13 protein-coding genes are annotated in these 12,277 nt (G+C 70.6%); 6 read left to right on the top strand and 7 right to left on the bottom strand.

Translation table 11 applies throughout. The annotated features are described in order from the left end of the window. Positions 1-112: 112 nt before the first annotated feature. Both HMPREF0591_RS16740 and tyrS read right to left on the bottom strand, forming a co-directional pair. Entirely contained in the window at positions 113-487 is a 375-nt protein-coding gene (locus HMPREF0591_RS16740) for a DUF732 domain-containing protein (protein ID WP_050790068.1), read from the bottom strand. Positions 488-563: 76 nt separating this feature from the next. After that, complete coding sequence (gene tyrS, locus HMPREF0591_RS16735) at positions 564-1,844, bottom strand: tyrosine--tRNA ligase (RefSeq protein WP_007169796.1); 1,281 nt, start codon at positions 1,842-1,844, stop codon at positions 564-566. A gap of 77 nt (positions 1,845-1,921) precedes the next feature. Between tyrS and HMPREF0591_RS16730 the strand changes: the two genes are divergently transcribed. Further along, positions 1,922-2,866 (top strand): bile acid:sodium symporter family protein, encoded by a 945-nt coding sequence (locus HMPREF0591_RS16730; protein WP_279626976.1) that lies wholly within the window; start codon positions 1,922-1,924, stop codon positions 2,864-2,866. Here the strand turns inward: HMPREF0591_RS16730 and HMPREF0591_RS16725 are convergent. After that, positions 2,863-3,474 (bottom strand): DNA-3-methyladenine glycosylase, encoded by a 612-nt coding sequence (locus tag HMPREF0591_RS16725; protein WP_007169794.1) that lies wholly within the window; start codon positions 3,472-3,474, stop codon positions 2,863-2,865. The two genes, HMPREF0591_RS16730 and HMPREF0591_RS16725, sit on opposite strands and share 4 nt — an antisense overlap. 69 nt (positions 3,475-3,543) lie before the next feature. Between HMPREF0591_RS16725 and HMPREF0591_RS16720 the strand changes: the two genes are divergently transcribed. Genes HMPREF0591_RS16720 through HMPREF0591_RS16705 form a run of 4 tightly spaced genes read left to right on the top strand, consistent with a single transcriptional unit; the run spans position 3,544 to position 6,988 of the window. Then, positions 3,544-4,821, top strand: coding sequence for an ammonium transporter (locus tag HMPREF0591_RS16720; RefSeq protein ID WP_007169793.1), 1,278 nt, complete (start codon positions 3,544-3,546; stop codon positions 4,819-4,821). A 39-nt stretch (positions 4,822-4,860) separates the two neighbouring features. Next, complete coding sequence (locus HMPREF0591_RS16715; protein WP_007169792.1) at positions 4,861-5,616, top strand: ABC transporter ATP-binding protein; 756 nt, start codon at positions 4,861-4,863, stop codon at positions 5,614-5,616. A gap of 26 nt (positions 5,617-5,642) precedes the next feature. Beyond that, a complete protein-coding gene (locus HMPREF0591_RS16710) occupies positions 5,643-6,368 on the top strand; it encodes an ABC transporter permease (protein ID WP_007169791.1) in 726 nt (241 codons plus the stop codon). Next, a complete protein-coding gene (locus HMPREF0591_RS16705) occupies positions 6,368-6,988 on the top strand; it encodes a TetR/AcrR family transcriptional regulator (protein WP_007169790.1) in 621 nt (206 codons plus the stop codon). The genes HMPREF0591_RS16710 and HMPREF0591_RS16705 overlap by 1 nt, the downstream gene beginning before the upstream one ends. Here the strand turns inward: HMPREF0591_RS16705 and HMPREF0591_RS16700 are convergent. The 3 genes from HMPREF0591_RS16700 to HMPREF0591_RS16690 form a co-directional block, all read right to left on the bottom strand. Continuing rightward, positions 6,954-7,169 (bottom strand): Trm112 family protein, encoded by a 216-nt coding sequence (locus HMPREF0591_RS16700; protein WP_007169789.1) that lies wholly within the window; start codon positions 7,167-7,169, stop codon positions 6,954-6,956. The two genes, HMPREF0591_RS16705 and HMPREF0591_RS16700, sit on opposite strands and share 35 nt — an antisense overlap. Then, complete coding sequence (locus HMPREF0591_RS16695) at positions 7,162-10,182, bottom strand: acyl-CoA synthetase (RefSeq protein WP_085981674.1); 3,021 nt, start codon at positions 10,180-10,182, stop codon at positions 7,162-7,164. Before HMPREF0591_RS16695 ends, HMPREF0591_RS16700 begins: the two co-directional genes overlap by 8 nt. A 90-nt stretch (positions 10,183-10,272) precedes the next feature. Further along, complete coding sequence (locus tag HMPREF0591_RS16690) at positions 10,273-10,518, bottom strand: hypothetical protein (protein ID WP_007169787.1); 246 nt, start codon at positions 10,516-10,518, stop codon at positions 10,273-10,275. Between the two features lie 187 nt (positions 10,519-10,705). Between HMPREF0591_RS16690 and HMPREF0591_RS16685 the strand changes: the two genes are divergently transcribed. Continuing rightward, entirely contained in the window at positions 10,706-11,410 is a 705-nt protein-coding gene (locus tag HMPREF0591_RS16685) for an MspA family porin (protein ID WP_244268935.1), read from the top strand. A gap of 7 nt (positions 11,411-11,417) precedes the next feature. Here HMPREF0591_RS16685 and HMPREF0591_RS16680 read toward each other — a convergent pair. After that, the coding region (locus HMPREF0591_RS16680; RefSeq protein ID WP_083802018.1) for an HNH endonuclease signature motif containing protein at positions 11,418-12,277 on the bottom strand (860 nt) is incomplete at its 5' end.

The following is a 12,277-nucleotide window of genomic DNA, read 5'->3' as shown; positions in this document are numbered from 1 at the left end:
CCGGCCGGGCGCGGCCGGGCCCCGACAGCTGCCGGACGGGCGCGGGCGCCGTTCGCCCCGCTGCCGCTGCCTGTCGTCGACCACGCAGCCGAGGATACGGGGGCGGCGTGCGCTAGTACGCCGTGAGCCGGTTCTGCAGCAACGGCGCTATCACCGCGGGGCAGAAGTTCGCGACGGCGACGATCGTGAACAGGCCGGCCGACTCGTAGCCCAGCCCGCTGCGCTGTTCCATTTCGGCGGCCACCGAATCGAAGGACTGGCCCGGCTCGACGAGCATCGGGCACACCGACTGGCCCAGCGCCAGGGCGCCCGCCGGATGGGGATAGCTGACGCCGGCGTTGGTGAGCGCCATCAGGAAGGCGTTCCCCCGCATGTCGGCGCGGACGGGCGCGGCCAGCGGGGCGGCCAGCCCCGCCACACAGGCGCTCACGCCCAGGACACGCAGCAGGGCCCATTCCGCACGCCTCAGGGATATCACCGTGACCACCCTGGCCAATGGGGATCACAGGCGCGGCACGGTGCGGTAAAGATTTGCGCACCAACGCGTTTTGCGGGTGCGATCGCTAGATCTTTTCGATCCCGGCGACGGTGCGCTTGCCGCGGCGCAACACCAGCCACCGGCCGTGCAGGAAGTCCGAGGGCCGCGGAGCCCACTCCTCGTTGTCGATCCGGACGTTGTTGACCGATACGCCGCCCTCGTTGAGGGTGCGGCGCGCGGCCTTGCGGCTCTCGGACAGGCCGCTGGACACCAGCAGGTCGACGATCCCGTCCGCGCCGCCGGGTTTGAGCTCGGCGACCGAGGCCTCGCGCAGCGCCGCCGCCAGCGTGGCCTCGTCCAGGCGGTCCAGTTCGCCCTGCCCGAACAGCGCCCGGCTGGCGTGCTCGACCGCCTCGGTGGCCGCCTCCCCGTGCACCAGGACGGTCAGTTCGCGGGCCAGCCGCCGCTGGGCGGCCCGCTGCTGCGGGCGCTCGGCCGTGGCCTGTTCCAGCTCGCCGAGCTCGTCGGCCGTCAGGAAGGTGAACCAGCGCAGGTACCGGATCACGTCGGCGTCGGCGGTGTTGAAGAAGTACTGGTACCAGGCGTACGGGGTGGTCATCGCCGGGTCCAGCCACAGGCTGCCGCCGCCGGTGGACTTGCCGAACTTGGTTCCGTCGGCCGCGGTCACCAGCGGGACGGTGAGCGCGTGCACCGTCGCGCCCAGCTTCTGGCGGACCAGGCGCACGCCGGCGATGATGTTGCCCCACTGGTCGGAGCCGCCGATCTGCAGCGCGCAGCCGTACCGCCGGTGCAGCTCGACGTAGTCGTTGGCCTGCAGCAGCATGTAGCTGAACTCGGTGTAGGAGATGCCCTCGCCCTCCAGCCGCCGCCGGACGGTGTCGCGGTCCAGCATCACGTTGACCGAGAAGTGCTTGCCGAGGTCGCGCAGGAACTCGATGGCCGACAACGGCGCCGTCCAGTCCAGGTTGTTGACGACGACCGCGCCCGTGGCGGATTCCCCGGAATCCGAGAAGTCGACGAAGCGCTCCAGCTGGCCGCGGATTCGTTCCGTCCATTCGGCGACGGTGTCCGCCTCGTTCAGGGTGCGCTCGCCGACGTCGCGCGGGTCACCGATCATGCCGGTGGCCCCGCCGGCGAGCACGATCGGGCGGTGGCCGGCGCGCTGGAACCGGCGCAGCGCCAGCAGCGGCACCAGGTGGCCGGCGTGCAGGCTGGCCGCCGTGGGGTCGAAGCCGGCGTAAACGGTCATCGGCCCGCGCTGCGCCTCGGCGGCGAGCGCGCCGAGGTCGGTGGACTGCGCGATCAGCCCGCGCCAGCCCAGCTCGTCAAGGATCCCGGAAGACATCGCCGCCGACTTTAGTCGCTCACGCGGCCGCGATTCGCTCCTGCGCCGCCGGATAAGGCAAGCTAGCGACGCGGCGCATCGTCGCGCCCTCGCCTTCCCCCGTACCCGCACCTACCACGCGGAGCGTCATGGACAACCGATACTGGCCGCTGGTCGTCGTGGTCATCATGCTCGCCCTCGGGCTGACGCTCACCGTCGACGACTTCAAGCGGGCCGCCACGCTGCGCAAACCGCTGGTCGTCGCGCTCGCCTGCCAGTCGTTGCTACTGCCGGCGCTGTGCCTGCTGATCGCCGAGGCCTTCCACCTCGAGCCCCATCTGGCGGTCGGGCTGATGCTGATGGCGGCGACGCCCGGCGGCACAATGTCGAACCTGCTCAGCCACCTCTTCAACGGCGACCTGGCGCTCAACCTGACGCTGACCGCGATCAACGCGGTGCTGTCGATCGTCGCCCTGCCGGCAATCCTGGCGGTGTCGATGACCTGGTTCCTCGGCCAGGGGCGGTTCCTCCCGCTGCAGCCGGACAAGTTCCTCGCGGTGATCGGCCTGATCCTCGTTCCCATCGCGATCGGGGTGGCCGTCCGCCACCGCTTCCCCGCGCTGGCGCAGCGGCTGCAGAAGCCGGTCCGGATCGCCGCGATCACATTGCTGGTGCTCGCCGTGGCCGCGGCCGTCGCCGGGGGGCGAAAGACTTTGTGGCACAACCTCGGCGTGCTCAGCGGAGCCGTCGTGGCGTTCTGCGCGGTGAGCCTGACGGTCGGTTATCTGGCGCCGCGCGTGATGCGGCTGGCCCCGCGGCAGGCCGTCGCGGTCAGCCTCGAGGTCGGGATGCACAACGCCGTGGTGGCGATGGGCGTCGCGCTGAGCCCCCAGTTGTTGAACAGCGCCGAAATGGCCACGCCGGCAGCCATCTACAGCGCCGTCGCGCCGCTGCTGGCGGTGACGTTCATCTTCCTCGCGCGCCGCGTGGACCCCGCGTTTCGGTCCGTCGCCCCCGCACCCGTCCAGACCGCCGCTGGCTAGTCGCTCGCGCCCGGCGCGGGCGCGCGCGGGCTGCGCCGGTAGGCCGACACTTCCGGGCGGCCGGCAAGCCAGAGCCGCCACGGCCGGTCGGCGGCCTGGCTGACCCCGACGCGGGGACCGGACACGGCGGTCAGGGGCTCGTTGAGTTCCAGGGTCACCGGGCTGGCGGGGTCGAAGAGGTCAATCCCGTTGTCGTCCATCGTGATTCCCAGGGCCGAACACAGGTTGCCCGGGCCCCGCGCCAGCGCGGCCGCGCGGACCAGCTCGCCGCGCCGGGCGCGCGCCGTGTCGGTGCCGTCCTCGAGGGTGGCGGCCCGCAGCAAGACGGCCGCGGCGGTCCCGTCCGGCCCGCACGAGACGTTCGCGCAGACATGGATCCCGTGGCTGCGGTAGGTGTAGAGCCGGCCGGGCGGCCCGAACATCACGGCGTTGCGGCCGCTGATGCCGCGGTAGGAGTGGGCCGCCGCGTCCGGCCAGGGACCGTCGGGAACGCCGCCGTACGCCTCCACCTCGACGACCACGGCGCGCACGCCGCGCCCGGTGAGGGTGGCGCCGAGTAGCCGATGCGCCGCCGCGACGGGGTCGACGAGCAGCTGGCTTGCGGCCACCCACCGAACGTACCGGCCGCACTTTCATGGCAGGATCCCGGTGTCTCGGCAGCAGCGAAGGAGCACGTCATGCATCCGATCGACCCCGCCGCCACCGCGTGGCTGCTGGCCAGCACCGCGTTGGTGCTGCTGATGACCCCCGGACTGGCGATCTTCTACGGCGGCATGGTCCGCACCACCGGGGTGCTCAACATGATCATGATGAGCTTCATCTCCATCCCGCTGGTCACGGTGGCGTGGCTGTTGCTCGGCTACACCATCGCGTTCTCCGAGGACGGGGCCGGCGGGTTCCTGGGCAACCTCAGGCATGTCGGGATGCTGGGCATCACCCCCGACACCGCCCACGGCGCGGTCCCCGAACTGCTCTACGCGACGTTCCAGGTGACGTTCGCGATCATCACCGCGGCGCTGGTCAGCGGCGCGATCGCCGACCGTGCCAAGTTCGCCGCCTGGATGGTGTTCGTCCCGGTGTGGGCGGTCGTCGTGTATTCGGTTGTGGCGCACTGGGTGTGGGGCCCCGGCGGTTGGCTGGCCAAGCTGGGCGTGCTCGACTACGCGGGCGGCCTGGTCGTCGAGATCGTCTCCGGCTCGTCCGCCCTGGCCCTGGCGCTGGTGCTCGGTCCGCGCATCGGCTTCAAGAAGGACGCGATGCGGCCGCACAACCTGCCGCTGGTGTTGCTGGGCGTGGGCCTGCTGTGGTTCGGCTGGTTCGGGTTCAACGCCGGTTCGGCCCTGGCCGCCAACGGGACCGCCGCGGCCATCTTCCTCAACACGCTCGTCGCCGGCTGCCTCGGCATGCTCGGCTGGCTGTCGGTCGAACAGATCCGCGACGGCAGGCCCACGACGTTCGGCGCGGCGTCCGGCGTGGTGGCCGGGCTGGTCGCCATCACGCCGTCGTGCGGAACGGTCAACACCCTCGGCGCGGCCGTCGTCGGCCTGGCGGCCGGCGTCGTGTGTTCCTTCGCGATCAGCGCCAAGTTCCGGTTCAACTACGACGATTCGCTCGACGTGGTCGGCGTGCACTTCGTCGGCGGCGTCGTCGGGGTGTCGCTGATCGGGCTGCTCGCCACGGCGGTGATGACGTCGGGTCCGCGGGGCCTCTTCTATGGGGGCGGCCTGGGTCAGCTGGGCAAGCAGTCGCTCGCGATCGTCGTCGTCTCGGCGTACGCGTTCACGGTGTCGTTCGTGCTCGCGAAGGTGATCGACCGGGTGATGGGCTTCCGGCTCAGCGCGGAGGACGAGACCACCGGTGTCGACCTCACGCAGCACGCCGAGACCGCCTACGCCGAGGGCGTGCACGGACACCTGCCGTTGCGCCGCCCCGGACCGGAGGAACGCTCCCCGTAGCCCCTTGACAGCGCCTCGCCGGAGGACGATATTCATCAAATGATGACTTCATCGTGTGATGAATTAATCGCGGCCCCGGCCGTCCGCATCGATCACCTGCGCGTGATCCGCGGCAAACGCCCCGCGCTGCACGATCTCTCGGTGCAGATCGGGCGCGGCAGCATCACGGGCCTGCTCGGGCCGTCCGGCTGCGGCAAGACCACCCTGATGCGGTGCATCGTCGGCACCCAGATCGTCACCGCGGGGACCGTCACCGTGCTCGGTCATCCGGCCGGATCGACCGCGTTGCACCGCCGGGTCGGATACCTGCCGCAGGACCCGACGATCTACAACGACCTGCGCGTCGTCGACAACGTTCGGTACTTCGCCTCGCTGTACGGATTCGGCCGCCAGGCCGCCGACGACGCGATCGACCGGGTCGGGCTGGCCGATCACCGGACCGCCTTCTGCGGCAACCTCTCCGGCGGTCAGCGCACCCGGGTGTCACTGGCGTGCGCGCTGGTCTGCCGCCCCGACCTGCTGGTGCTCGACGAGCCGACGGTGGGCCTGGACCCGGTGCTGCGCGCGGACCTCTGGGAACAGTTCACCGACCTCGCCCGCGGCGGCACCACGCTGCTGGTGTCCAGCCACGTCATGGACGAGGCCGACCACTGCGCCGACCTGCTGCTGATGCGCGACGGTCATCTGCTCGCGCACACCACCCCGACCCGACTACGAGAGGACACCGGATGCACGTCACTGGAGGACGCGTTTCTGTCCATCATCAAGCGCAACACCACGCGCCAGGCCGGCTAGGACTCAAGGGATACACCGCCACCACGATGCGGATCCTGCGCCAGCTCGCGGCCGACCACCGCAGCGTCGCGATGATCCTGTTCGTCCCGGTCCTGGTGATCACGTTGATGTACTTCATGTTTCAGAACGCGCCGCACCGCCCGGGCACGCCGGCGCCGTTCAACAACGCCTGCCTGATCCTGCTGGGCCTCTTCCCGCTGTTCGTGATGTTCATCATCACGGCGATCACGATGCAGCGGGAACGCGCCTCCGGCACGCTGGAGCGCATCCTGACCACTCCCCTGCGCCGGTTCGACCTGCTGATCGCCTACGGCACCGCCTTCTCGACGGCCGCCGCGGCACAAGCCACCCTGGCCTGCATCGTGTCGTTCTGGTTGCTCGGTTTCGACACCGCGGGCAGCCCGGCGTGGGTGTTCGTGATCGCGATCGTCAACGCCGTCCTCGGCGTCGGCCTCGGCCTGCTGTGTAGCGCCTTCGCGCGCACCGAGTTTCAGGCCGTGCAGTTCATCCCGCTGGTGATGGTGCCGCAACTGCTGCTGGCCGGCATCATCGTGCCCCGGGCCCTGATGCCGCACTGGCTGGAGTGGGTGAGCGACGCGATGCCGGCCAGTTACGCGCTGGAGGCCCTGCAGCAGGTGGGCGCGCACCCGCAGCTGACCTACGTCGCGGTGCGCGACATCGTCGTCGTGTTCGGCTCGGCGCTCATCGCGCTGGGCCTGGCCGCCGCGACGCTGCGGCGGCGGACCGCCTAGTGGCGACCGCAAGAAGGCGCAAGCGGCGCGGGCGGCCGGCCGGCAGCTCCGACACCCGCAATCGCATCCTGGCCAGCGCACGGGAACTATTTGCCTGCAACGGTATTCGTGGCACATCGATACGCGCGGTGGCGGCGGCCGCGGGTGTCGATTCCGCGCTGGTGCATCACTACTTCGGCACCAAGGAGAAACTGTTCGCCGCCGCCGTCCACGTCCCGATCGACCCGATGGACATCATCGGCCCGCTGCGCGACGTGCCCATCGAGGAGATCGGTTACCGGCTGCCGTCGATGTTGTTGCCGCTGTGGGATTCCGACCTGGGGACCGGGTTCATCGCCACCCTGCGGTCCATTTTGGCCGGCTCGGAGGTCAACCTGTTCCGCACGTTCATCGAGGACGTGATCGCGGTGGAAGTTGGCCCGCGCGTTGACAATCCGCCCGGTAGCGGATTCATCCGCGTGCAATTCGTGGCGTCGCAGCTGGTGGGGGTGGTGATGGCGCGCTACATCCTGCAGCTGGAGCCGTTCGCGTCGCTGCCGGCCGAGCAGGTCGCGCGGACGATTGCGCCGAACCTGCAGCGCTATCTCACCGGGGAGCTGCCGGACGGCCTCGTGCCATGAGCCGGGCATGCTCGTCGTCGTCGACGTCGCGCGCCTCGTCGACGAGCAGCACCGGGATGCCGTCCTCGATGCGGTAGGCGCGGCGCAGCCGCGGGTTGTACAGCAGCTCGTCGTCCACGAGCAGCAACGGGCCCCGGTCGGCCGGGCAGACCAGGATGCTCAGCAGCGCGTCGTCAATCATCGGCGCGCCCGCTCAGCTCGGACCGCACGCCGGGGGTCAGCTTCCGGAACTGGTTGCCGTCGGCGTCGAAGTACCAGACCTGGCGGCCCGGCTTGGGGATCCCGGCCGCGCGCAGCGCGCTGACGGTCGGGCGGTAGGTCGCGCTCAATGTCATCTCCGGACAGACTTGGACGATGTCGGGACCCACGCCGATCGGGATCTTGGCCACGGCGTCGGTCAGGTCGGCGGCCGTGATGCTGGCCCCGGGGAGCAGCGTAACCGCCGAGACCGCGACCTCCCGGTCGCCCAGCGGCACGTTGTAGGTGACCGCGAGGTCGACACCGTTGATGCAGCCCAGCACGTTGGTGACCGGCTCGTCGAACACCGGGCCGCGCGCGGTGTGAACCACCGAGCCGCGCCGGCCCGCCAGCCAGTAGTCGCCGTCGTCGTCGCGGTAGAACAGGTACTCGGTGGAGATCCAGGTGTCACCGGCGGCGAAGACTCCCCGCTTGACCGACGCCGACGGGTCGATCGGGCCGTTGGACGCGGCGAGCAGCACCCCGACCTGCTTCGGCTCGGCGACCTGGACGAAGCCGCGGTCGTTCTCCAGGATCAGGTCGTGCTCGACGTCGTAGGCCCCCAGCTCGATGCGCCCGGCACCGGGCAGCGGGCGGCCCTTGCTGCCGACCTTGGCGCCGGACACGTTGGCCAGCACCGCCTGCCCGTCGGTGGTGGCGAAGAACTCGACGACGTGGGCGGGCGCGAACGCGTCCACGACCCGGCCCCACAGCCCCGTCGGCATGCCCGAACCGATGAACAGCCGCACCGGGTGGTTGCCGTGCAGCACGAACGCGGGATCGTCGACGATCTCGCGCAGCATGGCCCAGGTGTAGGCCACCACCGTGACGCCGTACTGCCGCACCTCCTGGACGAACCGGTCGCGGTCCAGGCCACGGGACAGCGCGATGCGGGTGCCGCCGACTACCGCGCCGCCCAGGCTCACCAGCAGCGCCGACTCGTGGTGCAGCGGGGTCAGGCAGTACACGGTGTCCCGGCGATCCAGCGCGGCCGTCGAGGCGGTCCCGAAGGCCGACACCGCCCAGCGGTAGTTGGTGATCTGCCTGGCCACCAGCTCGCCCCCGGCCGCGCTGAACGCGATGAACGCGAGGTCCCGGGCCAGCCCGGGGTTGGGCCGGTACCAGCCGGGCAGCTCGACGGCGTCCGGGTCGATCTGTTCCATGTCGATGACGTCGCTGTCGTCGGGCAGGTGCAAGTCGCGCGTTTCGCCGCCGCCCAGCACCAGCACCTGCCGCAGCCCTTGGCGGTCCGAGGCCAGCACCGCCTCCAGGTTGGCGGGGTCGGTCAGCAGCTCGGTCACCCCGCCGAGCCGGACCGACGCGGCCAGGTCGGCGTCCGGTCGCATCACGACCGCGATCGCCCCCAGCCGGGACAGCGCGGCGATGGCCACCAGCGCGCTGGGCCGCGTCTCCATCAGGACGCCCACCCGGTCGCCCTGCCGCACGCCGACCTCGATCAGGCCGCGGACGACGTTGTTGACGCGGCGGTTGACGGCCTCGTAGGTGTGCACGCGCCCGTCGAACAGCAGGAACTCGCCCTGCGGGGCGTCGCGGGCCTGTTCGTCGATGATGCGGCCCAGCGAGATGCGGGTGTGGTCGTTGATCTGTCCCAGCCGGACCAGGCGCGGCAGCGTGCGGGCCGTTTCGACGGCCAGGGTGCGCATCGACTTGTTGGCCGCCACCATCGTGTTGGCCGCGCCGCGCACCATGCCCAGCGCCGCCTCGGAGACCTCCCCGATGCCGTGGGTGATCCGCGAGCTGAGCGCGACGCCGCTGTCGGTGTGCTCCTCGGGCTGGTCGGCCATCAGGTCGATGCCGTCCGGCTTGTCGCCCCCGGTGGACAGCCACTTCACCCAGGCGGCGACGGTCGGCCAGCTCTGTTGCGCCGCCTTCGATCCCACGACCAGGCCGAAATGCCCTGTGCGGATGGTGGATTCATAGACTTCGGCGTCCGGTGCGGCGCGCCGGATGCCGCGCACCGAGGCCGGCTGACCGATGTCGTCCACCTCGCCGACGAAGGCCAGCACCGGGCAGGTGATGTCGGTGAGCGTGACCATCTGGCCGTTGACGGCGAACCCGCCCGTCATCATCCGGTTGTGGGCGATGAACTGCTTGAGCAGTTCGGAGATCGCCGGGCCCGACCACGCGATCCAGCCCTCGCGCTCGAGGAAGCGGCGCTGTTGCTCGCGCGGGAGCAGCGCCTCGCGGTCGTGCAGCTGGCGCACGAAGTCCACCCGCGCCTTGGCGGTCTTGAGCGGGTCGAGCATCTGAAAGCCGGTGCGCGCCATCCAGCTGGGGATCGCCAGCCGGCTGAACACGTGGTCGGCCATGAAGTTGGCGGCGGGCGCGGCGAAGTTGGGCGGGATGCCCATGGGCAGGGCGGCCAGGGTGTCCACCGGCGAACCGAAGGTGACGATGCTGGCCAGGCTCTTCGAGCGGCGGTAGGCGGCGACCTGGTAGCACCACATGCCGCCCTGCGAATAGCCGACCAGGTGGATGTCGCTGCCGGTGACCTCCTTGACCGTGTCGATGGCCTGGCTGAGCGCGACGATGTGGTCGGCCAGGGTGCGGCGCATGCCGCCCTCGACCTTGTCGGGCTCGCCGAAGTCGATGACCCAGGGGTCCAGCCCGTTGGCGTGCAGGATGCCCACCGCGCCGTCCTCGCGCGTGACGTCCCACATGTTCGCCGACATCATCATCGGGTGCACCATCAGCACCGGCGGCCCGACCGGCGGCTTGTCCCCCCGGACGTCCGGCGGGAAATACCGCCGGAGCTTGTACATCGGTACGCTCTCGACGATTTGCGACGGCGACGGGACGCTCCCCGTTTCCAAGCCCCCCAGCCGGACGACCTCCAGCCCGTTCTGCGCCGTAGCGATCAGGCGCTCGACCGGTCGCGTGACAATCGACAAGTTGAGATCCACGGCCGCTCCCCTATGTCTTGACAGCTCCGACATCATGGCACACCGGGGGGCCTCGGCGGTCCTGGCCAGGCGATTTGCCCATGGCCGGCCGGCGCGACAGATCAGCGCGGGTGCGAGACCGGCCTACCGGCAGTGCGCGAACTGGTTCTCGCAGAACATCCCGACCGCGTCGGAACCCATTGCGGGACCGTCTTCGTCGGCCGTGTCCGGAGACAACGCCGGGGTCGACGTCACCAATTGAGTGATGATGCCCGGCGCCGGCGGCAGCACGGGGTCGGGATCCGCATGGGCTACGCCGGTGCCGCCGGTGAGGGCCAGGACAGCGACCGCGCCGGCGAGCAGTCCGCGAGCCCGCTGGTGAATGTTCATCGCCCCGCCCTCTCCGCCGCTGCCGGGCTCTGGTTACCGATGCGCCGATTCTACCGACAGGACCAACGCGACGGTTATCCCCCGATTGCGCACCCAAATCCCGTAACGGTTACGAACGCACAACGACTTAGGCGACTCGGCCAGCAAATTTCGCGAACCGAATCGGGCGGTACATACGGTGTCGCACGTGTGGCCGATAGCCGTCGTCGTCCGTCGCGCTGCGATCCTCGCGTTGTGCGTCGTCCTGCCGGCGGTCACGGCGCCCCGGGCGGCCGCCGATCCCGACACGGAAAACGCCGCCGCCACCGCTGCGGTGGCGCCGGACGAAGGGTTGGTGCCCTCGTCGGATCCGGTCACGTACACGACGCCCGAAGGCTGGGACCTGACGCTCGGGGCGAGGGACGAGTCGCAGGTCCCGATCGCGCCGCTGACCACGGCGGTCTCCTCCCGCGAATACCTCGCCCGCGGCACCTTCTTCGCCTCGCTGGAGGGAGTCGAAGATCCGCACGGCCTCCTGGAGGTGGGTTACGAGATCGGCTGCGGAATCGACATGAGCACGTCCAACGGCGTCACCATCGCGGGCAGCGCCGGCGTCAGCCCGGGGATTGGCATCGCGGGCCTGGGCGCCGGTACGCCCATAGCCGTGCCGTTGGTTACCGTCCCGCTCAACGGGGTGGTCACCGTGGGCCTCAAGCCCGGCGTCGTGGTCGTCGTTCCGGTGGCCAGGAAGGACTTCAAGGGCGCGAATCCCCGGGTCATCGTCACCGGTTTCCACGTCAAGATCGACGGGTGCGTGGGCCAGTCGTTCATCCGGTCCTACGCGACGCTGACCCAGATGACCGATGAATCCGACGTCGTGCTGTCCTACGTCGGCGTGACCAAGACCGTCTGACCCGCGATCAGAAGGGCGGCGGCTCGTCGTCGGGGGGCGCGGGGCCGGAGGGTGCGGTGCCGGGGGGCGACGCGCTGGTCGGCACGGCGGGTGGGGTGGTCAGCCGGGCTTGGCGGTTGCGGTGGCGTTCGGTGGCGATGCGCTGGGCCCGGTTCTGGGCGCGGGTGCGGGTGCGCAGCGGCATCATCGCGGTGCGCTGCCCGCAGCGCTCGGCGACCGGGACGGGCGTGAGCGGCGGGTCGCCGGTGGGCGCGCACAGCGTGGGGAACAGCAACGCGCTGCCCGGGGTGGTGACGTAGGTGTGCCCGTCGGGCAGCCGCCAGATCAACGTGCCGTCGGGCAGCTGTTCGTCGCGCCAACCCCAGAACGTCTTGAGCAAATGATGCTGGCGGCACAGGACTTTCAGGTTCGACGCATGCGTCGGACCACCCTGGGCATACGGGATCGTGTGGTCGATGTCGCAATCGACGGCCGGGCGGTCACACCCCGGCGCCCGACACGTCAGATCCCGACACCGCACGAAATCGGCCAGCCCGGCCGAGGGCGTGTAGCGCGGCTCGGCTTGCGCCGGGGCGCCCACCGCGACGAGCCTGGCCGAACCGGCCAACTCCGCGATCAGCTCGGCAGAGATCAGCCCGTCGGCGCCCAGCTCCGAGCCCGGAGCCGACCCGCGACCCTCGACGCTGGCCCGCTCGGCGACCACATGAATGACCACCGGCGAGGTCGCGGGCCGCTGGGCGGCCGCACAGTCAGCCCGCCCGCAGCGGCAGCCCAGCCGATCGCCCGAAGCCGCCAGCGCCCCGAGCGCATCAGCGCGCAGCTGGTCTCGGCTGCGCGGGTCGTGCGCACACACCGTGTCCGCCAAGG

This window comes from Mycobacterium parascrofulaceum ATCC BAA-614 (assembly GCF_000164135.1).
GTDB lineage: Bacteria > Actinomycetota > Actinomycetes > Mycobacteriales > Mycobacteriaceae > Mycobacterium > Mycobacterium parascrofulaceum.
Note: the sequence above shows the minus strand (reverse complement) of the source record. Positions and strands in the feature narration are given on the sequence as shown.